The sequence below is a fragment of the Streptomyces sp. NPDC058773 genome, from assembly GCF_042746015.1.
Classification (GTDB): Bacteria; Actinomycetota; Actinomycetes; order Streptomycetales; family Streptomycetaceae; genus Streptomyces.
In genome coordinates this window covers 121603-147402 of sequence record NZ_JBHYPE010000009.1, presented here as the reverse complement: position 1 = coordinate 147402, position 25800 = coordinate 121603, and the positions used below count along the sequence as shown (strand labels likewise).

General features: G+C 72.8%; 21 protein-coding genes. 3 read left to right on the top strand and 18 right to left on the bottom strand.

Annotated elements, in window-relative coordinates; all coding sequences use genetic code 11:
* Window positions 1-10 precede the first annotated feature (10 nt).
* From ACFW5B_RS11190 to ACFW5B_RS11175, 4 genes are all read right to left on the bottom strand, one after another.
* Complete coding sequence (locus ACFW5B_RS11190; RefSeq protein WP_386436691.1) at window positions 11-1453, bottom strand: MFS transporter; 1443 nt, start codon at window positions 1451-1453, stop codon at window positions 11-13.
* Window positions 1454-1573: 120 nt separating this feature from the next.
* A complete protein-coding gene (locus ACFW5B_RS11185; protein WP_386436688.1) occupies window positions 1574-2362 on the bottom strand; it encodes a uracil-DNA glycosylase in 789 nt (262 codons plus the stop codon).
* A 66-nt stretch (window positions 2363-2428) separates the two neighbouring features.
* Window positions 2429-2980: a hypothetical protein gene (locus ACFW5B_RS11180; RefSeq protein WP_386436685.1), complete on the bottom strand. Its 552-nt coding sequence runs from the start codon at window positions 2978-2980 to the stop codon at window positions 2429-2431.
* 18 nt (window positions 2981-2998) lie between these two features.
* On the bottom strand, window positions 2999-4399 hold the full coding sequence (locus ACFW5B_RS11175; RefSeq protein ID WP_386436682.1) for an aminopeptidase P family protein: 1401 nt from the start codon (window positions 4397-4399) through the stop codon (window positions 2999-3001).
* A 144-nt stretch (window positions 4400-4543) separates the two neighbouring features.
* Here ACFW5B_RS11175 and ACFW5B_RS11170 point away from each other — a divergent pair, with 144 nt between their 5' ends.
* Window positions 4544-6895 (top strand): collagenase, encoded by a 2352-nt coding sequence (locus ACFW5B_RS11170; protein WP_386436679.1) that lies wholly within the window; start codon window positions 4544-4546, stop codon window positions 6893-6895.
* On the opposite strand, the gene ACFW5B_RS11165 is transcribed toward ACFW5B_RS11170, so the two are convergent.
* The 4 genes from ACFW5B_RS11165 to ACFW5B_RS11150 all read right to left on the bottom strand — a co-directional run bounded on the left by ACFW5B_RS11165 (window position 6867) and on the right by ACFW5B_RS11150 (window position 11228).
* A complete protein-coding gene (locus ACFW5B_RS11165) occupies window positions 6867-7241 on the bottom strand; it encodes an STAS domain-containing protein (RefSeq protein ID WP_386436676.1) in 375 nt (124 codons plus the stop codon). The two genes, ACFW5B_RS11170 and ACFW5B_RS11165, sit on opposite strands and share 29 nt — an antisense overlap.
* Before the next feature lie 154 nt (window positions 7242-7395).
* Window positions 7396-9798: a glycoside hydrolase family 65 protein gene (locus ACFW5B_RS11160; protein ID WP_386436672.1), complete on the bottom strand. Its 2403-nt coding sequence runs from the start codon at window positions 9796-9798 to the stop codon at window positions 7396-7398.
* Entirely contained in the window at window positions 9795-10559 is a 765-nt protein-coding gene (locus ACFW5B_RS11155; RefSeq protein WP_386436669.1) for an HAD family hydrolase, read from the bottom strand. The genes ACFW5B_RS11160 and ACFW5B_RS11155 overlap by 4 nt, the downstream gene beginning before the upstream one ends.
* A 93-nt stretch (window positions 10560-10652) precedes the next feature.
* Complete coding sequence (locus ACFW5B_RS11150; RefSeq protein ID WP_386436666.1) at window positions 10653-11228, bottom strand: hypothetical protein; 576 nt, start codon at window positions 11226-11228, stop codon at window positions 10653-10655.
* A 197-nt stretch (window positions 11229-11425) separates the two neighbouring features.
* Here ACFW5B_RS11150 and ACFW5B_RS11145 point away from each other — a divergent pair, with 197 nt between their 5' ends.
* Complete coding sequence (locus ACFW5B_RS11145; protein WP_386436663.1) at window positions 11426-12133, top strand: response regulator; 708 nt, start codon at window positions 11426-11428, stop codon at window positions 12131-12133.
* 28 nt (window positions 12134-12161) lie between these two features.
* Here the strand turns inward: ACFW5B_RS11145 and ACFW5B_RS11140 are convergent, their stop codons facing one another.
* Window positions 12162-13886, bottom strand: a complete 1725-nt coding sequence (locus ACFW5B_RS11140; protein ID WP_386436660.1) for a GAF domain-containing sensor histidine kinase — start codon at window positions 13884-13886, stop codon at window positions 12162-12164.
* 222 nt (window positions 13887-14108) lie between these two features.
* Between ACFW5B_RS11140 and ACFW5B_RS11135 the strand changes: the two genes are divergently transcribed.
* Complete coding sequence (locus ACFW5B_RS11135) at window positions 14109-14981, top strand: universal stress protein (RefSeq protein ID WP_386436657.1); 873 nt, start codon at window positions 14109-14111, stop codon at window positions 14979-14981.
* Window positions 14982-14998: 17 nt separating this feature from the next.
* On the opposite strand, the gene ppk2 is transcribed toward ACFW5B_RS11135, so the two are convergent.
* From ppk2 to ACFW5B_RS11090, 9 genes are all read right to left on the bottom strand, one after another.
* Complete coding sequence (gene ppk2, locus ACFW5B_RS11130; RefSeq protein WP_386436654.1) at window positions 14999-15820, bottom strand: polyphosphate kinase 2; 822 nt, start codon at window positions 15818-15820, stop codon at window positions 14999-15001.
* Window positions 15821-15889: 69 nt separating this feature from the next.
* Complete coding sequence (locus ACFW5B_RS11125; protein ID WP_386436651.1) at window positions 15890-17236, bottom strand: nicotinate phosphoribosyltransferase; 1347 nt, start codon at window positions 17234-17236, stop codon at window positions 15890-15892.
* A gap of 61 nt (window positions 17237-17297) precedes the next feature.
* Entirely contained in the window at window positions 17298-17597 is a 300-nt protein-coding gene (locus ACFW5B_RS11120) for a dsRBD fold-containing protein (protein WP_386436649.1), read from the bottom strand.
* Window positions 17598-17760: 163 nt separating this feature from the next.
* Window positions 17761-18630: a universal stress protein gene (locus ACFW5B_RS11115; protein ID WP_386436646.1), complete on the bottom strand. Its 870-nt coding sequence runs from the start codon at window positions 18628-18630 to the stop codon at window positions 17761-17763.
* Window positions 18631-18740: 110 nt separating this feature from the next.
* Window positions 18741-19913, bottom strand: a complete 1173-nt coding sequence (locus ACFW5B_RS11110; RefSeq protein ID WP_386436643.1) for a permease — start codon at window positions 19911-19913, stop codon at window positions 18741-18743.
* 56 nt (window positions 19914-19969) lie between these two features.
* Window positions 19970-21238, bottom strand: coding sequence for a sugar ABC transporter permease (locus tag ACFW5B_RS11105; protein WP_386436640.1), 1269 nt, complete (start codon window positions 21236-21238; stop codon window positions 19970-19972).
* Window positions 21235-22044: an ATP-binding cassette domain-containing protein gene (locus ACFW5B_RS11100; RefSeq protein ID WP_386436637.1), complete on the bottom strand. Its 810-nt coding sequence runs from the start codon at window positions 22042-22044 to the stop codon at window positions 21235-21237. The genes ACFW5B_RS11105 and ACFW5B_RS11100 overlap by 4 nt, the downstream gene beginning before the upstream one ends.
* A gap of 11 nt (window positions 22045-22055) precedes the next feature.
* Window positions 22056-23153 carry a substrate-binding domain-containing protein gene (locus ACFW5B_RS11095; RefSeq protein WP_386436634.1) on the bottom strand — a complete coding sequence of 366 codons (1098 nt, stop codon included), beginning with the start codon at window positions 23151-23153 and terminating at the stop codon, window positions 22056-22058.
* A gap of 1 nt (window position 23154) precedes the next feature.
* Entirely contained in the window at window positions 23155-25689 is a 2535-nt protein-coding gene (locus tag ACFW5B_RS11090; RefSeq protein WP_386436632.1) for a SpoIIE family protein phosphatase, read from the bottom strand.
* Window positions 25690-25800 lie beyond the last annotated feature (111 nt).

The window sequence follows — 25800 nt, the reverse complement described above, 5'->3', positions numbered from 1 at the left end:
CCGCCGTCCGTCAGCCGGCCTCCTCCGCGGCGACCCGTCGTTCCCGCAGCCGGGGCCGGCAGACGGCGAACAGCCCGAAGGCGCCGAGGAAGGCCAGTACGGAAGTGCCGCGCAGGACGGCCTCGATGGCGGGGCCGTCGGCGGCCGCGGTCGACGGGGAGCCGCTGACCGCCTCCAGCACCGTCGCCGCGATCGTCACACTCACCGCACCGAACAGCACCAGCGACGTCAGCACCAGGCCCGACGCCGCGCCCGTCCGCTCCGCGGGGACATGCGCCTGTGTGGCCACGTTCGTCAACGCCCATCCCAGCCCGATCCCCACCCCGCAGACGGCCAGGACCACCGCGTACCAGCCCAGCGGCTGCACCCAGGTCAGCACCAGCAACCCGGCACCGCTGAGCAGCATGCCGCAGGCCATCAGCAACTCGGCCCGCCACCGCAGCGCCAGGTGCCCGGCCCGGTAACTGGCCGCGCCGACACCGCAGGAGAGCGCCAGGAAGATCACCCCGGCGTCGGTCGGCGAGAGCCCCCGCGCCTGCTGGAGATAGAGCGCCGCGAGCACCGCGATCAGGCAATAGACCACATTCGACAGCGAGCCCGCGAGGGTGATCACATCGAACTTCACACTGCGGAAGAGCGACAGCTCGATCAACGGCTCCGGCGCCCGCCGCTCCACCGCCACGAACAGCACGAGGAACGCGATCCCCAGGGCGAAGGCGGCGAGCGTGGGGGCGGACGCCCAGCCCCAGCCCGGCCCCTGGTCGACGGCGAGCATCAGACAGGCCAGCCCGAGGGCCACGGTCGCCGCGCCGGGCAGGTCGAGCCGGCGGGTCGCGTGCTCGTCGCGGCTCTCGGGCACGAACCGCAGCACCAGCAGCACGGCGATCAGGCACACCGGCACGTTCAGCAGGAACACCGCACGCCAGCTGACGTGTTCGGCGAAGACACCGCCCACGAACGGCCCGAGCGCGGTGCCGACGGAGCTGAACGCGAGCACCGTACCCACCGCGGGCGCCTGCCGCGCGTCCCGGAAGTAACTGGTCACCACCGCAACGGACACGGGGAAGATCAGCGCCGCGCCGGTGCCCTGCACCACCCGCGCGCCGATCAGCCAGGGGGCGTCCTGGGCGGCGCTGCAGACCACGGACATGGCGGCGAACACGATCAGCCCGATGACGATGACCCGCCGCCGCCCGTGCACGTCGGCGGTCCGGCCACCGACGATCATCAGGGCGCCGACGGCCAGCATGTAGCCGCTGACGAGCCACTGGAGGTCGGTCGACGAGGTCCCGAAGTCCCGGGCGATGACCGGCAGCATCAGATCGAGCGCGAACCAGTCCATCTGCACGATGAGCATGGACAGCGCGGCAGCGGCGATCACCGCCCGGTCCCGGTGCGAGAACGAGCCGCCCGATACGGTCTCCTCGGCCTGAGGTGCCATGCGAGGGCGCATGTGCACTCCTAAGCGTTCGGGAAGTGCCGAGAGCTGCCCTCCAAGGATAGAAGTCGCCGTCGGGGGCCGCACGGCGGCGGAGCGGCGCGCACCGGAACGCCCGGCGCGCGGGACTCGGGGTCAGCCGGCCTCTGGCTCCAGCCCCGCGAGTGCGGCGGCGCGGGCGAGCAGTTCGACGAGCATCTCGAAGGTGAGCCGTCCGGTGAACGTATTGCGCCGGCTGGGGTGGTAGCTCCCGAGCACATGGAGTTCCCGCCGCTGCCCGGTGGCGGGCAGGGTGATCCGCACGCCGTGGCCGAACGCGGGGCGGGGCCGGGGGAGTGGCCACCCCGTCTCGCCCAGTACGGGCAACAGCGCCTGCCAGCCGACGGCGCCCAAGGCCACCACCGCACGCAGGCCCGGACCCAGGAGCGCCAGTTCCGCCGCGAGCCACGGCCGGCAGGTACGGCGCTCGGCGGGCGTCGGCCGGTTCGCCGGCGGAGCGCAGTGCACCGGGGCGGTGACCCGCACCCCGTACAGCTCCAGTCCGTCGCCCCGGTGCGCCGAGGTGCGTCGGGATGCGAGGCCGACGGCGTGCAGCGCGGCGAACAGGAAGTCACCGGAGGCGTCTCCGGTGAACATCCGGCCGGTGCGGTTGCCGCCGTGCGCGGCCGGCGCCAGCCCGACGACGGCCAGCGCCGCGTCCGGCGGCCCGAAACCCGGGACGGGGCGGGCCCAGTACTCCTCGCCCCGGAACGCCGCCCGAGGCTGAGCGGCGGTCTCCTCGCGCCAGGCCACCAGCCGCGGGCAGGCCCGGCAGCGGACCAGCTCCGCATCCAGCTCCGCCAGTCCGCCGCAGCGCCCCGCGCGAGCGGCGGGAAAACCGCTGTCCTCCGTGCCTGGCGACCCCGCCGCCCCGGTTCCCTCCATCCCTCCACGCTAGGCCCTGCCGCCGGACTCCCGCCTGCCCTGCCTGCCCCGCCCGCCGGTACGGCGTCAGCGCGTGCGCGACCTGTGCCACTCCACTTCTCCGGGCGTCATCGGGGCGAGGATGTGGTAGACGTCGCCGATCCGCAGGCTGTCCGGCGTGGCGTACTTCCCGTGGGCGCGGATGACCCTGATGGACACCTGTGAGGCGGGCTGCCAGTAGAGGCGGTAGTGCGCCGCCTGCACCGGAAGTTCCGGCACCTCCACCAGCGGGGTGCCGCGCCTCTCCAGCAGCCTCCGGAGTTTGTCGAAGCGAAGCCGCCGGTCGAACCGCCCGTACCGGGAACGCAGTCTGTCCCCGACGACGTTCCCGCCGTGCGCGAGCCGGTGGACCTGAAGGGTGAAATGGTGGCCGGTCCATGGCTCGTCGAGGGCGGCGCGCTGCCAGAAGAACTCCGTCAGACCGTAGTCGCGCCACTTCTGCGAAGCGTTCGGGCAGTTCTCGGCGTAATCCGGCCCCAGGGCCTCGGTGACCCGGTCGGGGCCGGCGGACGGGGATGCGCCGAGCACGGTGCCATGGGTGACGACGTCCAGGTAGAACGCGAGGGAGTAGGGGGTCAACTACGGCTCCTGGAGGCATCAGCGGGAAGGCCGGGGCAGACCGCCTTCGAGGAGGCCGGCCATCCATTCCTCCACGCCGTCGACCGTACGCGGCAGTGCCGAGGACATCAGCCGCGCCCCGTCCGAGGTGATCACCAGGTCGTCCTCGATACGGATGCCGATCCCGCGCAGCTCCCGCGGCAGGGTCTCGTCGTCGGGCTGGAGATAGAGCCCAGGTTCGACCGTGAGCACCTGGCCCTTCGTCAGGACCCCGTCCAGATACTGTTCCGCGCGGGCCCGCCCGCAGTCGTGCACATCGAGCCCGAGCATATGTCCCGAACTGCACAGCGTGTAACGCCGGTACAGACCGCTGTCGGGGGCCAGCGCCTCCGCGGCCGGGACGGGCAGTACGCCCCAGTCGGCCAGGCCCTCGGCCAGGACGGCCGAACAGGCCCGGTGGAAGTCGCGGAAGCTCGCCCCCGGCTTGAGCGCGGCGATGCCCGCCTCCTGCGCGGCGAGCACCAGCTCGTACACCCGGCGCTGGACCGGGGAGAAACGGCCGGACAGCGGCAGGGTGCGGGTGAGGTCGGCGGTGTACAGCGAGTCGGTCTCCACGCCGGCGTCGAGCAGCAGCAACTGGTCCGGACCGAGCGGGCCGTCGTTGCGGATCCAGTGGAGCACACAGGCGTGCGCACCGGCGGCGGCGATGGTCTCGTACCCCGTGCCGTTGCCCTCGGCGCGGGCGCGCAGCTGGAAGACCCCCTCGATCCAGCGCTCCCCGCGCGGGTGGCGCAGCGCGGTGGGGAGGGCCCGTACGACGTCCTCGAAACCGGTGACCGTGTGATCGACGGCCTGCTGCAGCTGACCGATCTCCCAGGCGTCCTTCACCAACCGCAACTCGCTGAGCGCACAGGCGAGTTCTGGATCACGCGCGGCGTCCCGGTCGGTCCCGTGGCGCACCAGGTCGTCCAGGTGGGCGCAGCGGAGGCCGGTGAGCCGCCCGGCCTCGGCCAGATCGGGGCGGCGTCCCACCCAGAACTCGCCGTATTTGCGGTCCCGGTAGAACTCCCCGCGGCCGTCCCGCGGTGAGCGCGGCCGTACGTACAGCACCGCCTCGCCGTCCGGCTCCAGGACCAGCACATGCCCCGGCTGGTCCTCGCCCGTCAGTCCGGTCAGCCAGGCGTAGGCGCTGTGCGGACGGAAGCGGTGATCGCAGTCGTGCGACCGGACCGTCAACTCGCCTGCGGGGACGAGCAGTCGAGCGCCGGGGAAGCGGGCCGTGAGCCGGGCCCGGCGCTCCGCGAAGAGCGCGAAGCCGGCGACGCGGCCGCCGGCGGGGAGCGGAGTGGCGGCCCACCGGCCGGTCATGAAGTCGGCGAGGGCGTCCGATACCGGCAAGTCATGGCTTCCGGTGTGGAGTTGGTCGGTGCGCGAGCTCATTCGGCGCCTCCGGGAAAGCGGGGGTCTGAAGCCTTGTCAGTGCAATTTCACATTACTATGTTATAGGTCACACCTCGTGGAGTGAAGGCCCTCCCCTCACCCCCACCCCCCTCATCAACCCCCCACCCCCTCCCGGAGGTTCAGGTGTCTCCTTCGTCCCTGCCTGCGCCGCGCAGGGTGCTGCTGGCCGCGGCCCTCGTCTCGGCTCTCGCCCTGCCCGTCGTCCCGTCGGCCCACGCCGCGCCCCGCGCCTCGGCCACCCCCGCACCGGGGGCCCGTGTCCAGCAGCCCGCGCACCGGGCCGCAGCGCCCACCCCCAACCCCTTCGACCAGGTCCAACGCCTCACCAGAACACCGGAGTTCACCCCGGAGCCCGCACCGGCACCCCGCTCCCGCACCGAACGGGGCCGGATACCGGGCCCGCAGACCAGGCCCGCCACCGCGTCACACAGCGGCCCCAGACCCGGCGTCGCCCCCTGCACCCTCGACGGGGTCACGGGGCTGAGCCCCGAGCGGTTCGCGGACTTCCTCGCCGACCCCGCCGTCACCGCCGACGACTGTCTGCGCAAGCTCGTCTGGACCTGGGACGCCCGGCTCATCCCCGTCATGTCCGACGCCCATGTCCAGGCCGTGGCCCGTCGCATCACCGGTCTGGCCGCCGCACACGACGGCCGGAACACCAGCCATCTGTACGAGATGTTCACCTATCTCCACGCGGTGGCCTACCAGGACTTCTCGCACGACGAGATCGACCTCACCGACGCCCCCACCGTCGACGCCATCCGCCGCGCCGTCGACGCCTTCGGCACCGCGGCCCGCACCTTCGATGTCACCCGGATCAACGCGGACACCCTGCGCGAGGCGCTCTACGCCGCCAGCGCCCCCGGGCTGCGGCAGCACCAACTCGGGCTGATCCGCCGGGTCCTGGCGACCATGGACCCGTCCCACACCGCCACCCACAAGGACCCCGCATGGGGGAACGCCGCCCTCGCCGCGCTCTCCGTCAACTACCTGGGCGTCTACCCCGGAAACAAGGACACCGCCTTCCAGGCCGCGGTCACCGCCGACCCCGGCTACCGCGCCGTCTTCAAGGCCTTCGTGAGCTACCTCCACCTCAAGGGCACGCCCAACGCCTGGGTCATCCGTGACGCCCTCGGTGAGTACGGCCGCTTCGGCGAGATCGCCGCGCTCAAGCCGGGCATCGTCACCGACCTCGGCGCGCTGCTCAGGACCGCCGTGTACAACTACGGCGAGGGCAGCGAGCCCTGGGCCAAGATCGCCGGCTGGCTCGACTACTTCGGTGCCTGCGCCCCGTACGCGGTGTGCAAGGCGGACATCGAGAAGCGGATCTTCCCGCGCACCTACTCCTACGACAACGGCGCCATCAAGGTCCGCACCGCCCTCGACCGCGCCACCGTCGACCAGCTCTACTATGCGTCCAAGCAGGTCAGAGCGCAGTTCCACCGGGTGATCGGCACCGCCGAACCGCTCGCCGGGGACCCCAACACCACCCTGAACATCGTCCTGTACGCCTCCCGCGCCGACTACGAGGTCTACCACCCGCTGCTCACCGGCATGGGTACCAACAACGGCGGCGTCTACATCGAGCGCGGCGCCACCTTCTACACCTACCAGCGCCGCGTCCCCCAGGACTCCACCCTCACCCTCGAAGAGCTCTTCCGGCACGAGTACGTCCACTACCTCAACGGCCGCTTCGCCGTGCCCGGCTTCTTCGGTGAGGGCCCCTGGTACCAGGGCGACCGCACCACCGCCATGGACGAGGGCAGCGCCGAATTCTTCGACGGCTCGACCCGGGACGACGGCATCGCCGTCCGCCGGTCACTCGTCAAGGGCATCATCGCGGACACCGCGGGCGGCGGACCGCGGATGAGCATCAACCAGCTGCTCCACGCCACCTACGACGGCGACGGCTTCCGCTTCTACAACTACGCCGGGACGTTCTTCGAGTTCCTCTGGCGCGACCACCCGGCGAAGCTCCAGGAGATGTACCGGTACCTGCGCGCCGACGACCCGGCCGGGTTCGACTCCTGGCGCAACCGCATGGGGTCCGACGCGGGGCTCCAGCAGCAGTACGACGCGTTCCTCGACGCCCAGATCGCGGTCGTCGACGGCCTCTTCGTGCCGCGCACCACGTTCGTCCCCAACGGCTCCCTGAAGCTGGCCGACCCCGCCGACGTCCAGAGCGCCTTCACCGCCGCCACCGCGGCCCGGCCCGCCTGCAAGGACGACGGCGACCCGGGCTACGGACGGTTCGTCTGCACCGGCCGGATCACCGCCAACCTCAGCAACTCCGGCAGCCCCGACCAGGTCTTCAAGGACATGGCCGAAACGGTCGACTACTTCATCCTGGACCGGGCCGCACCGGCGGCGAACAACTTCGCCGACATGAACTGCTCCTTCGGCCCCACCGAGATCTGGTCCTCCGGCAAGGCCGGCACCGCCGCCTTCAGCTGTGAGGGACCGCTGCGGCGGTGACCGGACCGTCACAACCCGGGGTGCACGGCCCGTCGTCCGCCGGGCGGGCCGTGTCCGGGGGAGCGCCGAGGATGTCGAAGCAGCCGCGGAGGCCGACGGCGTCCAGAATGCGCAGGAAGCGGGGGTCGGTGATCACCAGGGAGAGCCGGCCGCCGTGGGCGCGGGTGCGACGGCGGGCGCGGCACAGCACCCCGATGCCGCCGCAGTCGAGGAAGTCCACCCGGGTCAGGTCGAGGATCATGTGCGGACGGTCGCCGGCCGTCACCGGATCGAGGCGTCCGTTGGTGCGCGCCGCGCTGGGGTAGTCCAGCTCTCCGAAGAGTTTCACCACGATCGGTGCGCCCATGGGGCGCCCGCGCCGAGGGGTCGTCGACTGCCGCCGCATGGGTCTCACCTGTCCGCACGATTCCGGCCTCCGGGCCGCTGTCACCATCAAAGGTGCCGGGCGCGTCGGGCAGCAGGGCCGGGCGGGCCATCCCCCATAGGGCCCTTCGGCCCCCTCAGTCGTCGGGAAGGTCCAGCCACCGGGACGTCCCGGGCGCCACGGCGAACGAACGGTCGCGCAGCATCACCCGCACCGCGGCGTTCTGGGAGTCCGGCACCGTGATCCGCACCTGGTCGGCGCGCAGGCGCAGCTCGATGTCCCAGTGGTGCCGGTAGTGGATGTGCACCGCGAACCGGGACAGCTCCCGCAGCGGCGCCGGATCGAGCCAGAGCGCCTGGTCACGGGTCTCCAGGCCGGTCATCCCGCGCTGGACGAAGTCCAGGGTGCCGGCCATCGCGCCGAGGTGGATGCCCTCCGCGGTGGTCCCGCCCTGGACGTCCGCCACGTCCCCGGTCAGCGCCTCCTCGCAGTACGTCCAGGCGTCGGCGTGGTGCGCCCGGGCCAGGACCCAGGCGTGCACCAGGGCGCTGAGCGTCGAACCGTGGCTGGTGCGGTGCAGGTAATAGTCGACGGTGGCGTCCCAGATCTCCTCGTCGAGCGGACAGCCGAGCCCCCGGAACACCGCGGCGAGCTCCGACGGTGCGAAGAGATAGCCCAGCATCAGGACATCGGCCTGCTTGGAGGCCTGGTAGCGGTTGACCGTGTCGCCCTCCGCCTCCAGGATCCGGTCCAGCCGGCGGATGTCGCCGTACCGCTGCCGGTAGCCCCGCCAGTCGAGTTCGGCGAGGTCCCCGTATCCGGCGAACTGGCTGATCACCCCGCGGTGGTACGGCACATACAGCCGGTGCGCGATGTCGTCCCAGCGCTCTGGCTCCTCGGGGTCGAGCTGCATCCGCTCGAAGAGCTGCCGCTGAAGGGGCTCGGGCAGCGTGCGGCACAGATCGAGCGCGCGCAGCAGTACCCAGGCCGCGGTGACATTGGTGTACGCGTTGTCGTCCACCCCCGGTTCGGCGGCTCCCGGATAGCCGTCGTGGTACTCGTCGGGACCGACCACCCCGCGGATGCGGTAGCGGCCCAGCGAGGCGTCCCAGTCCACGGCCGAGGCCCAGAAGCGGGCGATCTCCAGCAGCATCTCCGCGCCCCGGGTGTGCAGGAACTCCGTGTCGCCGCTGGCCTGCCCGTACTGCCAGACGTTGTACGCGACGGCCGAGCCGACATGGTGCTGGAGCCGGGTGTGGTCGGGCAGCCAGTGCCCGGAGTGCGGGTTGAGGTGGAGCTGCTGGGTCTCCTCGCGGCCGTCGCCCGCGCTCTGCCACGGATACATCGCCCCGGAACGGCCCGCCTCCCCCGCCGCGTGGCAGGCGGCGGGCAGCCGCCGGTAGCGGTAGTCCAGCAGGGCCCGGGAGACCTGCGGGAGGTGCAGGTTGAGGAACGGCAGGACGAACAGCTCGTCCCAGAAGACGTGCCCGCGGTACGCCTCGCCGTGCAGGCCCCGCGCCGGTACCCCGACATCCAGCTCGGCGGTGTGCGGGGAGAGCGTCTGGAGCACATGGAAGAGGTGCAGCCGCAGGATGCGGCCCGCGTCCCCGGGGACCTCCAGCTTGGCCTGCCGCCACAGGTTCTCCCAGGCGCGGCGGTGTTCGGCACGCAGCTGCCGGAAGTGCGGGGCGAGGGCCACCGCGTCCACGGCCGTGTGCAGCGGGCTCTCGATCGCCGGGTCGCGGGAGGTGTAGAGCGCCGCGGTCTTCTCGACGACCGAGGGGATGCCGGGGGTGAGCGGCAGGATCAGGGTGTGGAACGCCCGCAGCGCGGTCAGTTGGGGCCGGGGCGTCCCGTCGTGGCCCGAGGGGGTGCGGATGCGCGCGGCCAGCGCGACCCGGATGTCCGAGTCGAGGGTGCGGCAGCTCAGCCACACCGTGTCCGGCTGCTCGGCGCCGGTCTCCCAGCCCGTCAGATGCTGGTCGGCCAGGCCCCGGTAGCGCGCGACGCCGGCGTTGCGGACCGCCCCGTCGATGCCGGACTCCACCTCCACCGCGCCCGTCCACCCCTCGCACGTGAACGAGGTGCGCAGCGCGGCGAGATGGGGCTCGCCCATGTGCACCAGACGGCACTGCTCCACGGTCAGCCGCCGCCCGGCCCCGTCGTCGTAGACCGAGCGGCCGGTGAGGGTGCCGTGCCGCAGGTCCAGCGTCTGCCGGTGCTCGGCCAGGTAGGCGTGGTCGGGGGAGAGCCAGGGGCCGGGGGCGGCGTCGGCGGGGCAGATCCGGTAGCGCAGCGGGAGCCAGTTGGGCAGGTTGACCATGTCCTCGTTCTCGACGGGGTGGCCCGCCACCGTCGAGACCAGCCGGTTGTAGCAGCCGGCGGCGTAGGTGCCCGGATAGTGCGCGGGCCCGGAGAGCAGCTCGGTCGCCGCGCCGCGGGTGGCGAAGTAGCCGTTGCCGAGCGTGCACAGGGTCTCCCGCAGCCGTTCGGTGTCCGGGTCGTACCCCTCGTACGACCAGGTCCAGGCGCGGGTCATCCGTCCTCCCCGGGGATCAGCAGCTCACCGGGGTCGGTCACCACGACATCGGCACCGCGGCGGCGCAGGGCGCCCGCGCTGTACGGGCCGGCCGTCCGGTCCACGCCCACCACCAGGCCGAAGCCCCCGCGGCGGCCGGCTTCGACCCCGGCCAGGGCGTCCTCCACCACGGCGGTGTCCGCGGGCGGGACGCCCAGCCGCCGGGCCGCTTCCACGAACAGTGCCGGGTCCGGCTTCCCCGGGAGCCCCAGCCGGTGCGCCTCATTGCCGTCCACCACGGCCCGGAAGAGCGTGTCCACCCCGGCCGCGGACAGCAGCTCGGTCGCATGGCGCGAGGCCGATACGGCGGCACAGGGCACCCCGTGGCGGCCCAGCGCCCGCAGCAGCCGCACGGTGCCGGGCCAGGTGGCGACGGGATGCTTGCGCAGGCTCTCGCTGAACAGCTCCTCCTTGCGGGCCGCGACGGCGCACACGGTGTCCGTGCCCGGCGGGTCGTCCTGGGTGCCGAGCGGCAGGTCGAGACCCCGGGAGTGCAGGAAGGCGGCGGCCCCGTCCTGCCGCGCCCGGCCGTCGACATAGCGCAGATAGTCGTCCACCGGGTCGAACGGGCGCTGTCCGCCCACGGCCGCGAGGCAGGCGTCGAAGGCGCCCTTCCAGGCCGCGGCGTGCACCGGGGCGGAGTCGGTGATGACCCCGTCCGTGTCGAAGAGCACGGCCCGCAGCGACTGCAGGCACGCTGCCAGGGACGACGCGCCGGCCATGATGACGGTTCCGTTCGTCGGTGTCCCTTCCATGGCACCACGGCTGCGGGCCATGGGCGCGCCGCACGGACGACCGCCCGGCGGCTCACCGCATCACGCCGCCCGCTGCCCCCACCGCGGGCCCTCCGCCGCCCACTCCCGCTCCCACTGGGCGTAGCGGTATCGGTTCAGCAGGGCGCGGCCGCCGCGCTGGGCGCCGAGGAGCAGCAGCCCCGCCGAGGTCCCGGCCACGGTGCCGATCGCGATGCTCTCGCCCGTCGCCTGCCGGGGCGTGACCGGGTCGCGCACCAGCGCCCCGTGACGGTCCAGCCAGGCGGTGGTGCGGTCGCCGGCCCGCAGCTCCGGCGCCACCGTCGTGACGCCCGTCCGGGCCGCGCCGTCGGCGGCCTTCCAACGCACCGTCGCGTGGACCCGGGTGCCGACGCCGCCGGAGACGTCCACCCCGATCCGGGGCGGCGGGTTCTCGGTCAGTACGGCCGACACGGTGTGCCGGCCCTGTCGCTCCTGACCGGTTCCGGCGTCCACCGCGTTGGCGGCGGCAAGTCCGGCGGCCGGTGCGCCCAGGGCGATCAGCACGGCGGTCACCAGCACCAGCCAGGACTCCGCCACGTCCGAACGCCGCCGGAGCGGACCGGTCCGCCACGGCCGGAGGAAGTCGCTGCGAGCCATCACGCACCCCCTGCACCTGTGGCCCGACCGTCGCACGCGGCGCGAGGCCGGCAGGAGGGGCCGAACGGCCCTCGCGGGGGGCCGGTCGGGGTCGGCCCGCCGTGGGCGCGAGCCCCGTTCGGCCCTGGTGTGGGCACCGCGGCCGGGCGACGATGAGAAACAGCCCGCACCGGACGGCCAAGAGCGTGGAGGACGTCATGGGCGACGTACGCGAGTTCTCACCGCAGCGGCCGATCCGTGTCTTCCTGCTCGACGACCACGAGGTGGTGCGCCGCGGGGTGCGGGATCTGCTCGATGCGGAGCCCGACATCGAGGTGGTCGGGGACGCCGGGACCGCCGAACGCGCCCTGGCCCGCGGGCCGGCGCTCGGCCCGGATGTCGCGGTGCTCGATGTGCGGCTGCCCGACGGTGACGGGATCAGTGTCTGCCGGGAGTTGCGGTCGCGGCTGCCCCGGCTCTCCTGTCTGATGCTCACCTCGTTCGACGACGACGATGCGCTGCTCGACGCGATCATGGCGGGCGCGGCGGGCTATGTCCTGAAGGAGATCAAGGGATCGGATCTGGTCGCCGCCGTCCGCACGGTCGCCGCCGGCCGCTCGATGCTGGACCCGGCGACCACCGCGCGGCTGATGCACAGCCTCCGGGGCGTCGACGGCGACCCGGTGCCCGCGGCGGACGCGCTGTCCGGGCTGTCGCCGCGGGAGCGGGAGATCCTCGGGCTGATCGGCGAGGGTTTGACGAACCATCAGATCGGGCGCCGGCTCTACCTCTCCGAGAAGACGGTCAAGAACCACATCTCGCGCCTGCTGGCCAAACTCGGTGTGGAGCGCCGCATCCAGGCGGCCGTGCTCGCCGCCCAGGGGCCGCAGCGGGCCGCCGGCGACGCCGGACCGTACCGGCCCTGACGCCGGGCGAGCGGCCCGGACCGGCGCGTCAGGACGACGGGAGCGGCGCCTGCCACACCAGGCGGGTGCCCCCCTGCTCCGGGGTCTCCAGCGTCATCGTGCCGCCCACGCTCTCCGCCCGTTTGGCGAGATTGCTCAGCCCGCTCCGCCGGCCGTCGCGCGGCAGACCCACCCCGTTGTCGGTGACGCTCAGGCTCAGCGCGCCGCCGCCCACGGCCAGCGAGACCTCGACCGTGGTCGCGTGCGCATGCCGGGCGGCGTTGCTCAGCGCTTCGCCCAGCACCGCCACCACATGCTCCGCGATCTCGGCCGGCACATCGGTGTCGATCAGCCCCTGCATCCGGAGCGACGGGGTGAACCCCAGGGCGCGGGCGGCCTGTTCCACCGCCGTGACGGTGCGGACCCGCAGCCCGTGGCTCGCCCGGCCGGACGTGTGGGTGCGGAGCCCGAAGATGGTGGACCTGATGATCTTGATCGTCTCGTCCAGGTCGTCCACCGCGCGCAGCAGCCGCTCGCTCGCCTCCGGGTGGTCCACGAAACGCACCGCGCTCTGCAGCGTCATCCCCGTCGCGAACAGCCGCTGGATCGCCAGATCGTGCAGATCACGGGCGATCCGGTCGCGGTCCTGGAGCAGGGCCAGCTGCTCCGCGGACCGGCGCCGGTCGGCCAGTTCCATGGCGAGCGCCGCCTGCCCCGCGAAGGTCAGCAGCGGGCCGGTCTCCATCTCGGTGAACGCGGGCCGCTCCCGCACCCGCGCCACCAGCAGCACGCCACGGGGCCGGCCACCGGTGATCATCGGAACGGCGACCGCGGGCCCCAGTCCCGTCCAGCGCGGCGGCCCCGTGGTGATCCGCGGGTCCCGCTCGACATCGGTGCTGATCAGCGGCTCCTGCTGGTCCAGCGCCGCTCCCATGAACGACCCCCGCAGCGGCAGCAGAAGGCCGCGGTGCGCCTCGGCGTCGACCCCGGACGCCAGGGCGACATGCAGCGCCTTGCCGTCCTGCTCGGGGATCGCGATCACCCCGAGGTCCGCGGTGAGGATCTCCCGCGCCCGGTCCACGATCAGCGCCAGGGCCGCCATTTCGTCCACCCCCGGCAGCAGCAGGTTGGCGACGATCGCGCCGTTGGCCTCCTGCCACCGCTGGCGGTAGCGGGCCTCCTCGTACAGCCGCGCGTTCTCGATGGCGACGCCCGCCGCCACCGCGAGCGTCGAGAGCACCGTCTCGTCCTCGGCGTCGAACTCGCCGCCGCCGCGCTTCTCGGTGAGATAGAGATTCCCGAACACCTCGTCGCGGACCCGGATGGGCACCCCGAGGAAGGAGCGCATGGGCGGGTGGTGCGGCGGAAAGCCGTACGACGACGGGTGCCCGGACAGCTCGGAGAGCCGCAGCGGCCGGGGGTGCCGGATCAGCTCGCCCAGGATGCCGTGCCCCTCGGGCAGCCGGCCGATCGCCTTCTGCTGTGCGTCGGTGACCCCGACCGGCAGGAACTGGGTGAGCCGGGTGCCCTCGGACACCACGCCCAGCGCCCCGTACTCGGCGTCCACGACCACCACCGCCGCCTCCACGATGCGGCGCAGCACCTGCTCCAGATCCAGCTCCCGGCCCACCGACAGCACGGCCTCCAGCAGCAGGTTCGCCGGGTCGCCGGGGCCCTGCCGCAGCGCGTCGAGGCGCCGTTGCAGCTCGTCCGGCAGCGCATCGAGCCGGCGCCGCGCGGTGTCGCGCCGGCCGCTTCCGTGGTCGCCCACCATGGCCTCCGCTGGATGGCCCCGCACGAGGGCGGGGGCCGTATCTCCACGGTAGCCGCGGTGCCCTTCCGGGGCTTGGTGCGGCGGCGGGGGCCGGCCGCCGGGCCGAGGGGGTCCGGGCGGCCCACCGCCCGGTGTCCGTCCGGACCTGCACGTCCCCCGCACCCGGTGTCACGGTGGCAGTAGGGACCTGTCCGCTCCGAGGCGAGGAAGGACGTGGGCGCGATGGAACATCCGCTGGTCGTGGGGACCGATGGGTCGGATTCCGCGTTCCGGGCGCTCGACTGGGCGGCGGACCAGGCGGCGCGCCACGGCCTCGGGCTGCGGGTCGTCTACGCGTCCCGCTGGGAGCGCTACGAGGGCGCGGTGCCGGACGGCGGGGAACGCCCCGGTGAGCAGGTCCTCGCGGAGTCCGTCGTCGAATCCGCCGCGGAACTCGCCCGGCGCCGGCAGCCGGACATCAAGGTCTCCGGGGAGGTGCTCGCCCTCGACCCGGTCACCGCGCTGCTGAACGAGGGGCTGCATGCGACGGCGCTGATCCTGGGCTCCCGGGGACGCGGTGAGATCGCCGGTCTGCTGCTGGGATCGGTGAGCCTGGCGGTGTCGGCTCGCGCCCGCTGCCCGGTCATCGTGGTGCGCGGGGACACGGCCGGTCTGGCGGGCACGCATGAGCGCATCCTCCTCGGCGTCGCCGACCCGGCCAAGGACTCGACGGCCGTCCGTTTCGCCTTCCACGAGGCCGAGATCCGCGGGTGCGCGCTGGAGGCGGTGTGCGCCTGGCCGCTGCCGGTGCGCGACGCGACCGAGGCCCCGCTGCTCGCCGCGGACGCCCGGCGCCACCACGAGCAGCAGGCCTCGGCGCTGCTGGACGAGGCGCTGGACGAGATGTCCGGCGGGTATCCGGCGGTCCGGGTGCGGCGGGTCACCGTCGAGGGACCGGCCCACAAGGTCCTGGTGCACCGCACCGCCGCCGCGGATCTGCTGGTGACCGGCGCACAGCACCGCCAGGGCCACTTCGGCCTCCAGCTCGGGCGGGTGGCGCACACCGCGCTCTGCCACGCCACCTGCCCGGTCGCCGTGGTGCCGCAGCACGCCTGAAACGGCGCCGCCCGCGGTCAGGGCTTCAGCCCGGCCGCGTGATCGGGTACGTAGGTCTGGAGGTCCCGGGGCGGCCGCTGATAGCCGGTGGCCGGGGGCCGCGGCGGGATGTCGAGTGCCGGCGGGGTGATGTCGCGATACGGCACCGTCGACAGCAGATGGGCGATCATGTTCAGCCGGGCCCGGCGCTTGTCGTCGCTCTCGACCACGTACCACGGCGACTCCGCGATGTCCGTGTGGACGAACATCTCGTCCTTGGCGCGGGAGTACTCCTCCCAGCGGGTCAGCGATTCGAGGTCCATGGCGGAGAGCTTCCAGCGCCGCGTCGGGTCCTCCAGCCGGCGCCGGAACCGCTGCTCCTGGATCTCGTCACTCACCGAGAACCAGTACTTGCGCAGCAGAATCCCGTCCTCCACCAGCATCCGCTCGAAGACCGGGCACTGCCGCAGAAACCGCTGGTGCTCCGCCGGGGTGCAGAAGCCCATGACCCGCTCGACGCCGGCCCGGTTGTACCAACTGCGGTCGAACAGCACTATCTCGCCCGCCGCGGGCAGATGCTCCGTATAGCGCTGGAAGTACCACTCGGTGCGCTCCCGCTCGGTGGGCCGGGGCAGCGCCACGATCCGCGCCACCCGGGGATTGAGGTACTGCGTGACGCGTTTGATCGTGCTGCCCTTCCCGGCCGCGTCCCGCCCCTCGAAGACCACCACCAGCCGGGCGCCCTCGGACCGCACCCACTCCTGGAGCTTCACCAGTTCCGTCTGGAGCCGGTACAGCTCCTGCTCGTACACCGCCCGCGGCAGCTTCCCGGGGCCGTTGCCACCCTGTTTCTGCGCCATACGACGACGGTACGGAGAAAAGCTCCGCCGGGCCTCCCGGTCCCGGGAACCCGGTCACGCCCCACGGCCTCAGGCGTGCGAGCCGAACGGGGCCAGGACCTCGCGCTCGATCCGCCGCCGGACCCGGCCGGTCAGGTCGGCCAGCCGCTTCGACACCTGCGGGCGCACCGCGTGCGGCGACCGGATGTACCGGGCCGTGGCGGGCAGCTCCGCGACATCCGTCACCACCCGCTGCCGGGCGTCCGCCGGCCGGTCGCGCGGGGTGCTGCGCGCACCGCCCCGCATCAGCGTCTCCAGCAGCGGCGTACTGCCCGCCGGCGGCGGCTCGTCGGCCAGCCCCAGCACGTCGAGGCACCCGGGCCGGCGGAAGACCTGCTTGCGCCCCGGGGCGGTCATCTTGGCCGACGACAGCTTCATCACGGGCCGGCCGTCGTAGGCGACGAGCTTGTACGCCGAGTCCAGGGAGGGAGCGTCGGCGCTCACCCCGACGCGGGTGCCCACGGCGTACACATCGATCGGCGCGCCCGCGCGGGCCAGGTCGTGCACCGCGAATTCGTCCAGACCGCCGCTGGCGACGATGCGTACCTGCGGCAGCCCTGCGTTGTCCAGGATCGCGCGGGCCCGCACGGCGAGCGCCGCCAGGTCACCGCTGTCCAGCCGGATGGCCGAACCGTCGCCGCGGCCCAGCCCGTTGAGCACCCGGGCCGCCGCCGCGACCCCCGACTCGGTGTCGTAGGTGTCCACCAGAAGGGTCACCGGCCCGGGGTGGCAGAGCGCGAAAGCGGTGAAGGCCGCCTCCTCGTCCTCGAAGGCCTCGATGTACGAGTGCGCCATCGTGCCGACCGCGGTCAGATCCTCGGCGTGCGCCGCCGCCACATTGCTGGTGCCCGCGAAACCGGTCATCGCACCGAGCCGGGCCACCTGGTGGGCGGCGGCGGTGCCATGGGTGCGCCGCAGCGAGAAGTCCACGACGGAGCGGCCCCGCGCGGCGAGCACACAGCGGACGCACTTGGAGGCGATGGCCGTCTGGTGGGTGAGGTGATTGAGCACGAAGGACTCCACCAGCTGCGCCTGCGGCAGCGGCGCGGTGATCTCCAGCAGCGGTTCGCCCGCCAGCACCACCCGTCCCTCGGGCACCGCCCGGACCTCGCCGGTGAAGCGCATCCCCCGGAGCGGGGCCAGATCGTGCGCGGGCCGCTGCAACGCCTCGGCGAACACCTCGACATCGTCGTGGCCGACCGTGAAGCCGGCGAGGTAGTCGAGGACGGTTTCCGCCCCCGCGGCGATCAGGAAGCCCCGCTCCGGCGGCAGCGCCCGTACGAAGCAGCTGAAGGTCGCCGGTTGGGTCAGGCCCTCGTGCAGATACGACAGGGCCATGGTGACTTCGTACAGGTCGGTGGTCGTGGCATCCGACATGGCCGACTCCTTCCGTGGACGGACCGGTCACCGTCGGCGGTGGCCGCCGCCCGCACGGGGCTCACGCCATGGCGTCCGTCCAGCCGTAGGCCACCCGGCGCTCCCGCCGGGGCGGCCCGGCCCCGACGCCTTCGAGGTCGCGGTCGGCCACCCGCAGCAGCTGGCCGGCCAGATCCCGCACCGCACGCCCGGCCGCGATCTCGTCACCGATCTCCGGTACGTCCCGGTCCTCGGGGCTGCACCGGGCCGTGCCGTGCCCGGTCAGGGTGGTGGTGCCGGTACGCAGCTCCACGCGCGCCCTGGTCGTCCCGTCCTCCTCGAAGAGGAACAGACGGACGGGCCATTCGACTGTCGTTGCCATGGCTTGCCTCCATTGCTTCTCGGAGCTGCTGCCGTCTCGGGAGCTGCCGCCTTACCGGGAGCTGCCGCCCGGAGGCCCTCACCGTCATCATCCGCCTTCCGCCGCGGCCCGTCCTGGCGCGGCCGGTGCGCCGTCACGGACCGTGGCGCCCGCTGCCGTGCGGTCACTCATGGGGCACCACGGCGACCGGACAGGGGGCGTGGTGGACGATCGCCTGCACGACATGGCCGATCCGGGCCCCCGTCAAGTGGTGCCGGTGCCGGCGGCCGACGACCAGCAGCCCGGCCTCCGCGGCGCTGTGCAGCAGCGCCGGTGCCGGACTCTCCAGCACGACCCGGTCATCCACCCGGACCTCCGGGAACTTCTCCTGCCAGGGCCGCAGGGCGGCGAGCAGCTCCTCCCGGGCGTCCTCTGCCGCTCCCTCGGCGGCGATCGGCTCCACCCCGCCCCCGCGGTTGTAGGCGTACGAGGGAAGGTGCTGCCCGTGGACGGCACGCAGCGCGACACCCCGCCGGGCGGCGCTCTCGAAGGCGAACGCGAGCAGTGACTCGCACGGCTCGTGGAGGCTCACCCCGACCATCACCTCGCCGCTCGCCGCCCCGGCCGCGGCGTCCTGCCGGGCGCGCACCAGGACGGTGGGGGTGGCGGTGTGCGCCACCAGCCACAGACCGAGTTCCCCGAGGGCATAGCGGGCCACCGGCCCCAGATCCTTGGAGCCGAGGACCAGCAGATCCGACTGTTCCGCGGCCGCCCGGAGGGCTTCCTGCGGATCCTTGGCCACCAGGACCTCGTCCACCGGAAGGTCCGGGACACGTGCGCGGACCGCCGCGGCGGCCTCGTCCACCATCCGGTGGGGCCAGTAGTTCTGTTCCGGGCCGGCCGCGGGCGGGGGCTCCGCCTCCGGTGCGAGCAGCACCCAGGCGTGCAGCAGCCGCAGACGGGCACGGCGCAGCCGGGCCTCCTCGGCCGCCCACAGGATCGCGGACAAGGACTCGGGCGTACCGTCCACGCCGGCGGTGATGACATCCTTCATGGCCTCGCTCCGTTCCTGGCGCGCTCGGCGCGTTCGCGCCCACACCTCAAGGGTGCTCGGCCTCGTGCGGCGCGGCATGAGCCACTCGGCCCCGATCCCGCCGCCGGAGGTCAGTGCGGCCCCCGGCCGGAGCCGTCCGGCGCGGCCGCCGCCTCCGGACCGCCGCCCATCATGCGGAGCATGGCCCGGCCGCCGGTGCGCAGGAACCGGTGGACCAGCGCCGCGGCCGGCAGGAGGAAGGCGATGTTGAGCCAGGTGGTGTAGTTCCAGGAGACCCCCGACATGGGGATCGTCGCGGTCGCACGGCTCGGGATCAGCCCCAGGGCGCCGAAGACGGTCTCCACGGCGTATCCCGCCACGACGACGGCCGCATAGAAGGTCACCAGCAGGAACAGCGCCATCCTGGCCCCGTAGTACTTCCGGTAGATGTTCAGGATCGGCAGGATCAGCAGGTCGGCGAAGATGAAGGCGACCACCCCGCCGAAGCTGATGCCGCCCTTCCACAGGACCACCGCCAGCGGCACGTTGCCGATGGAGCAGACGAACGAGGCGATCGCCACCAGCGGCCCGATCAGCGGCCCCCACACCTTCGCCGCCAGCGGGTGCCCGTCGAAGAAGAAGGCGCTCCAGAAGCTGTCGGGGACCCAGGCGGCGACCGCGCCGGCGATCAGCAGGCCGAGCACCAGGTCCCGGAGGATCGCGGCCCACTCCATGACGAAGACGTGCGAGGTCGAGGTGTACCCCTCGGCGGAGAACAGCCGCCGCGCGAAGGACCCCTCGCGGGGTACGGACACATCCATCGCGGCATGTCCCTCCATGGAGCCCGCCAGGCCCCGGTCAGCCTGCTCACGGGCCTGCCGCAGCAGTCTGTCGGACAGGAGGAGACGGAACAGCACGGCCAGCACCACGATCATGACCGGCCCGCCGATGAACTCGGCGGCGGTGAACTGCCACCCCATCAACAGGGCCAGGATCACGCCGAGTTCGACCACCAGGTTCGTGGAGGCGATCTCGAACGCCATGGCGGCCGTGAAGTGCGCGCCCTTGCGGAACAGCGACCGGGCCAGCGCGACCGCGGCATACGAGCAGGACGAGGAGGCCGCGCCCAGCGCGGCGGCCAGCGTCAGGGTGCGCGGCCGGTCGTCTCCGAGCAGCCCGGCCACGGTGGACTTGCGCACCACGGCCTGGACGACCGCGGACAGCGCGAAGCCGAGGATCAGCGCCCAGGTGATCTCCCAGGTCATCGATCCGGCGATGGACAGGGCGTGCAGGATGGCGGACATCGGCTGAGGTGTTCCGTGCGGTGCCGCGGCCCAAACGCCCGCCCCCGGGCCGCCGGTCAGAGCCGGCCGTGCGCCCGCTGCGCCCGCCGCGACAGCGAGTCGATGACCACGGCGATGAGCAGCACGCCACCCGTGATCATGAACTGCACGGCGGTCTGGATGCCCATCAGCGCCACACCGGAGGCGATCGACTGGATCACCAGAACACCGAGCAGCGCCGACCAGGTCCGGCCCCGTCCGCCGAACAGACTGGTGCCGCCGATGACCGCCGCGGCGATGACGTCCATCAGCAGCAGCCCGGCCCCCGAGGTCTGACTGGCCGAGGTGACGCGCGAGGCCAGGAACAGACCGCCGACCGCCGCCATCGTCCCGGACATCATGAAGACCGAGATGCGGACCAGGTCGACGTTGAGACCGGTCCGGCGGGAGGCCTCGACGCTGCCGCCGAGCGCGAAGATCATGCGGCCGTAGCGCGTACGGCGCAGTACGTAGTCCAGGCCGACCAGCACGACGAGGAAGATCAGCAGGGCCAGGGGGAGGCCCAGGAACTGGTTGAGGACGAACGCCGAGGCCATGGCGATCGCGGCCAGCACCCCCGTGCGCAGCAGGATCTCGCTCAGCGTCCTGGCGGGCACTCCGGCGGCCCGGCGCCGCCGCGCGTCATGGTACGAGGCGAGGAAGTACCCGGCGGTGCCCAGCGCCGCCAGGCCGTACGCGGCGGCCACATTGTGGAAGTAGTAGCCGGTCAGCATCGCGAGCAGGCCCTTGTCGTCGATGTTGATCGTGCCGTTGGAGCCCAGGATGTAGAGCATCAGCCCGTTCCAGCCCAGCAGACCGGCAAGGGTGACCACGAACGCCGGTACCCCGACCTTGGCGAGGAAGAAGCCCTGGATCGCGCCGATCACCATGCCGCCGAGCACCGCGATCAGCAGGGCGAGCCCCTCCGGTACGCCGTGGCTCACGTTCAGCACCGCGAAGGCCGCCGCGGCCAGGCCGCTCACCGAGCCGACCGAGAGGTCGATCTCGCCCAGCAGCAGCACGAAGACGACGCCCACCGAGATCATGCCGGTGCCGACGATGTCCACGCTCAGATTGGACAGGTTGCGCGGCGAGAGGAAGTTCTCGTTGAGGCTCTCGAAGATGATCCACACCACGATCAGGCCGAGGGCGACCGGGACCGAGCCGAGCTCACCGCTGTGGAACCTGCGCTTGAGCAGCTCCAGCGGGTTCTGCGCGCCGAACTCGGGCGCGAGCCGGCGGCGGTCGGCACCGGTCACCCCGTCGCCGGCCGCCTTCTGCTTCCTGAGCGCCCAGGTCCGGCTCATGGCTCCACCTCCCACTCCGGCGCCTTGCGGCGGGTCACGGCGTTGTCCGTGGCCCCGGTGATCGAGGAGATGATCTGTTCGTGGGACGTGGTCGTCACATCGAAGAACCCGTTGTTCCGGCCGAGCCGCAGCACCGCGATCCAGTCCGCGACGGCCTTGATGTCCCCCATGTTGTGGCTGATGAGCAGCACCCCGAGGCCGCGTTCCCGCAGCTGGTCGACGAGGTCGAGGACCTGGGTGGTCTGCTCGATGCCCAGGGACGCGGTGGGCTCGTCGAGGAGCACGAGCCGCGGTTCGCCGAGGAGCGAGCGGGAGATCGCCACGGTCTGGCGCTGGCCGCCGGAGAGCGAGGCGACCGGGAGGCGGACGTCGGGCATCCGGATGGCCAGCATGTCCAGCAGCTCCAGGGTGAGCCGTTCCATCTCCACCTCGTCGAGGACACCGGCCCGGTGGATCTCCCGGCCGAGGAAGAGATTGCCGACCACATCGAGGTTGTCGCACAGCGCGAGGTCCTGGTAGACGGTGGCGATGCCCAGGTCCTGGGCGTCGTGCGGCCGGGTGATGTGGACGGGCCGGCCCTCCCACTCGACCACCCCCTCATCGGCCGGGTCGACCCCGGCGATCACCCTGATCAGCGTGGACTTGCCGGCGCCGTTGTCGCCCACGAGCGCGACGACCTGCCCGGCGCGGACCTCCAGATCGACATCGGCCAGGGCCTGCACGGCGCCGTAGCGCTTGAAGACGCCGTGCAGCGCCAGCAGGGGCGGTGCCGTCCTCGGCCGCCGGAGGGTTGCGCCGGACTCCATGGATACCTGCCTTACCTGAGGAGCCCCGCCTTCTTGCAGGCGGACTCGTACTTGGGGGTGCAGATCTGGTCGATGGTGTACATGCGGTCCTTGACCACGGTGTTCTTGATGTTGTGCACGTTCACGGACACCGGGGTGAGCAGCACGGCCGGGATGCCGCGGTGGGTGGGGCTGTTGACGGTGTGCGTGGTGATGCCCTTGAGCTTCTCGCCGCGTCCCAGCGCGACGGCCATCGCGGCGGCGGTGCCGGCCTCGGGCGCGAACGGCTTGTAGACCGTCATGATCTGATCACCCGTCACAAGCCGTTGAATGGCCGCGAGTTCGGCGTCCTGGCCGGTGATGGGCGGCAGCGGGGTGACCTTGGCGGCCTGGAGGGCGGCGATGATGCCCGCGGCGAGCCCGTCATTGGCGGAGTAGACGCCGTCGATGTTCTCCGCGCCGAGGGCCGAGATCGCGGCGGACATGTTGCGATTCGCGTTCTCCGGCCGCCAGTCGCCGGTCTCGTAGGCCTTGCCGATCTTCACCTTGCCCTTGAGCGCGGCGAGCGCGCCCTTCTTGAACCAGGCGGAGTTGGGGTCCGTCGAGGCACCGTTCATCATCACGATCTGCGCGTCGCGCGCCCTGGGCCCGAGCGCCTTGAGCAGCGCCTCGCCCTGGAGCCGGCCGACCGTCTCGCCGTTGAACGAGACATAGGCGGACACCGGTCCCTCCACCAGGCGGTCGTAGGCGACGACCGGGATGCCGGCCCGCCGCGCGCTCTCGACCGAGGAGCGGAGCGACTTGGAATCGACGGAGTCCAGGATCAGCACCTGCACCCGCTTGGTGATCATCGCGTCCATCTGCTGCTGTTGGGTGGCCACGTCGTGTTGCGCGCTCACGGTCTCCACCGTGCACGCGGGGCACAGCTCATGGATCTTCTTCTCGATCAGCGGCTTGTCGAAGTGGTAGAGGCGCGAGGTGTTGTCCGGGAGCAGCACACCGATCTTCGGGGCGCCGCCGGAGGCGGACCCGTTCGACTCGCGCGCCCCGCCGGCCTCTCCGCAGGCGGCCGCGCCGCCCAGCAGGCACACGGCGAGGACAGCGGCGGCGCCCCGACGACGAGACCTCACCTCAGCGCACCTCCTCACCGCTCCGCCGGCGTTCGCCGGCCGGCTCCTCCGGCGCGCCGAGCCGCTCGCCCGGCTCCAGGGTGATCTCGCTCCACACCTGCTTGCCGCCGCTCAGCGGCACCGACCCCCAGGACGCCGACATCGCCTCGACGAGCAGCAGCCCGCGGCCGCCGGTCGACTCCCAGTCCACGCTCGCCGGTTTGACGGGCGCGCGCGGCGAGGCGTCGTTCACCCCGATCCGCAGCCGGTCCGCGGCCAGCGTCAGATCCAGCCGCACCTCGCCCTGGGTGTGCGCGATGGCGTTGGTGACCAGCTCGGACACCACCAGCAGGGCCACGTCCTGCTCCGCCGTCACGCCCCAGGAGCGCAGGGTGCGCCCGGTGAAGCGGCGGGCGTGCATGACGGCGTCCGGGAGCCGCCAGACCGTCCAGCGCGCCCGGGTCGGGCGGACCCGCATCCCGTCGTAGCGCAGCACCAGCAGGGCCACATCGTCGTCGCGCCGCTTCGCGCCCCCGAGCAGATCGTCGGCGAGCTGACCGGCGTCGGCCGGATCGGCCGCGCCGAGCGCCGTCCGCACCCGGCGGATGCCGTCCTCCAGGGGCAGGCTGGCCGACTCGGCCAGGCCGTCCGTGAGCAGGGCGAGCACGGTGCCGGGGGCCAGACCCACCTCCGTCAGCGGGAACTCACCGTCCTCGGCCACCCCCAGCGGAGGCCCGCCCTCGACCGGCAGTTCCTCGGTGGTGCCGTCGGGGAGCCGCAGCAGCGGTGGCAGATGCCCGGCCCGGACGAACCACGCGATGCCCTCCTCCATGTCCAGGTCCACATAGCAGCAGGTGGCGAACAGATCGGTCTCCATGCCCAGGAGCAGCCGGTTGGCGTGCGCGATCACCACGTCCGGCGGGTGGCCCTCCACCGCGTAGGCCCGGATCGCCGTACGCATCTGGCCCATGATCGTCGCGGCGCCGGCGCTGTGTCCCTCCACATCGCCGATGACGAGCGCGACATGGCCGTCGGCGAGCGGAATGACGTCGTACCAGTCGCCGCCCACCTCCAGCCCCATCGTGGCGGGCAGATAGCGGGCGACGGCCACCCCGCCGGGCAGCGACGGCAACTTGCGGGGCAGCAGACTGCGCTGGAGCATCGTGGCCAGCTCGTGCCCGGCGTCCATCGCATGGGCGCGCACCAGTGCCTGCCCCACCAGACCCGCGGTCGCGGTCAGCAAGGACCGCTCCTCCGGCCCGAAGTGGTGCTCGGTGTCCCATCCGACCAGGCACACGCCGACGATCCGGCCCTCGGCCGGCAGCGGCAGCACGGCGAGCCCACCGGGCCCGACCCCGGCGAGACCGGGTTCGAGCTCGGCCCCCTGCGGCCACAGGGCGACCTGTCCGGCGCGCAGCACGCTCTCCAGTGTCGGCAGCGAGTGACAGGCCGCATCGGGCCACTCCGACCGCCACTCGGACCGCCAGGCGTCGGGCCAGGCGCCGGGCTCCGGAGGATCGAGGACGGACACCACGAACCGGTCGGCCTCCAGCTCGGCCACCGCCACCCGGTTGGCCCCCAGCGGCGCCCGCAGCGCGGTGACCACCACCCGGCTGACGTCCCGGATCGTCGTGGCACCGGCCAGCGAGGCCGACAGCCGCTGCACGATGGAGACCTCGTCGGCGGTGGGACGCAGATACGAGGCGTCGGCGACCACCCCCAGCATCCGCTCCGGGGTGCCGTCGGCGCTGACCAGCACCCGGCAGCGCAGGCTGAGCCAGTGCAGCTCGCCGTTGGGCCGGCGGATCCGGATCGACAGCTGCTGGCTCTCGGGCAGCCCGCCCGGCTCCACGATCGACATCAGCGCCGGGACGTCGTCCGGCACGGTACGCGCCAGCAGCGTCTCCACCCGCCGGTCGAACTCCTCCGCAGTGATCCCGAACAGCTCCAGCACCTGGGCGTCCGCGTCCATCCGGCCGGTGCGCAGGGTCAGGGTGAAGGCGCCGCCCCGGAGCGTGTCCAGCCCCGGCCCCAGCAGCGACCGCCGCTCGGTCTGCGCCATGAAGCGGGCCGCGACGGCCTCCAGCCCGGCGGCAACCTGGTCGGCGTGCAGCTCAAGGAGGTGACGGCGGTCCGCGTCGAAGGCGTCGGTGGCCTTGTCCATGACCACCAGGCACCCCAGCCGCCGGACGCTCCCGCCCAGCGGCAGCACACCCAACGACACATCGGCGGGCGGCTTCCCGGCCCCGTCCCAGGGGCCCGCGCCGGGGGAGTCCGGGGCGCCGGTGAGGTCGTACTCCGCGAGCTCCGCCGGGCCCAGCCACAGGGGGGCGCCGGCGCGGAAGGCCGCGGCGACCGGAGAGTTGCCGGACAGCGGGTAGCTCGTCGGCAATCCGTAGGGAACGCCGGAGCCTCCGACCATCTCGGCCAGCTGAAGAACGCCGTCCCCTTCGGCCGGCACATAGACGGCGGTCAGCTCAGCCCCGGTGGACCCAAGGACTCGTGCGGTCACTGCCTGCACCGCCTCCGTACGCCGGAAGCCCTCGTCATAAGCCACGGTCGCCGTATCCGCCCTCGGGGGCCAGGGCGTCCACCCCGCCACCGCCTCATCGGATATGTCGTAATTTACCGCCTTCCCTCCATGGTGCGGCACGCAGGGAGCAGCCAG

What these genes read in the sequence shown, in the direction of transcription:
- ACFW5B_RS11190 (WP_386436691.1), bottom strand. Translation starts at nt 1,453, where the DNA reads ATGCGCCCTCGCATGGCACCTCAGGCCGAGGAGACCGTATCGGGCGGC.
- ACFW5B_RS11185 (WP_386436688.1), bottom strand. Translation starts at nt 2,362, where the DNA reads ATGGAGGGAACCGGGGCGGCGGGGTCGCCAGGCACGGAGGACAGCGGT.
- ACFW5B_RS11175 (WP_386436682.1), bottom strand. Translation starts at nt 4,399, where the DNA reads ATGAGCTCGCGCACCGACCAACTCCACACCGGAAGCCATGACTTGCCG.
- ACFW5B_RS11165 (WP_386436676.1), bottom strand. Translation starts at nt 7,241, where the DNA reads ATGGGCGCACCGATCGTGGTGAAACTCTTCGGAGAGCTGGACTACCCC.
- ACFW5B_RS11160 (WP_386436672.1), bottom strand. Translation starts at nt 9,798, where the DNA reads ATGACCCGCGCCTGGACCTGGTCGTACGAGGGGTACGACCCGGACACC.
- ACFW5B_RS11155 (WP_386436669.1), bottom strand. Translation starts at nt 10,559, where the DNA reads ATGGCCGGCGCGTCGTCCCTGGCAGCGTGCCTGCAGTCGCTGCGGGCC.
- ACFW5B_RS11150 (WP_386436666.1), bottom strand. Translation starts at nt 11,228, where the DNA reads ATGGCTCGCAGCGACTTCCTCCGGCCGTGGCGGACCGGTCCGCTCCGG.
- ACFW5B_RS11145 (WP_386436663.1), top strand. Translation starts at nt 11,426, where the DNA reads ATGGGCGACGTACGCGAGTTCTCACCGCAGCGGCCGATCCGTGTCTTC.
- ACFW5B_RS11140 (WP_386436660.1), bottom strand. Translation starts at nt 13,886, where the DNA reads ATGGTGGGCGACCACGGAAGCGGCCGGCGCGACACCGCGCGGCGCCGG.
- ACFW5B_RS11135 (WP_386436657.1), top strand. Translation starts at nt 14,109, where the DNA reads ATGGAACATCCGCTGGTCGTGGGGACCGATGGGTCGGATTCCGCGTTC.
- ppk2 (WP_386436654.1), bottom strand. Translation starts at nt 15,820, where the DNA reads ATGGCGCAGAAACAGGGTGGCAACGGCCCCGGGAAGCTGCCGCGGGCG.
- ACFW5B_RS11125 (WP_386436651.1), bottom strand. Translation starts at nt 17,236, where the DNA reads ATGTCGGATGCCACGACCACCGACCTGTACGAAGTCACCATGGCCCTG.
- ACFW5B_RS11120 (WP_386436649.1), bottom strand. Translation starts at nt 17,597, where the DNA reads ATGGCAACGACAGTCGAATGGCCCGTCCGTCTGTTCCTCTTCGAGGAG.
- ACFW5B_RS11115 (WP_386436646.1), bottom strand. Translation starts at nt 18,630, where the DNA reads ATGAAGGATGTCATCACCGCCGGCGTGGACGGTACGCCCGAGTCCTTG.
- ACFW5B_RS11110 (WP_386436643.1), bottom strand. Translation starts at nt 19,913, where the DNA reads ATGTCCGCCATCCTGCACGCCCTGTCCATCGCCGGATCGATGACCTGG.
- ACFW5B_RS11105 (WP_386436640.1), bottom strand. Translation starts at nt 21,238, where the DNA reads ATGAGCCGGACCTGGGCGCTCAGGAAGCAGAAGGCGGCCGGCGACGGG.
- ACFW5B_RS11100 (WP_386436637.1), bottom strand. Translation starts at nt 22,044, where the DNA reads ATGGAGTCCGGCGCAACCCTCCGGCGGCCGAGGACGGCACCGCCCCTG.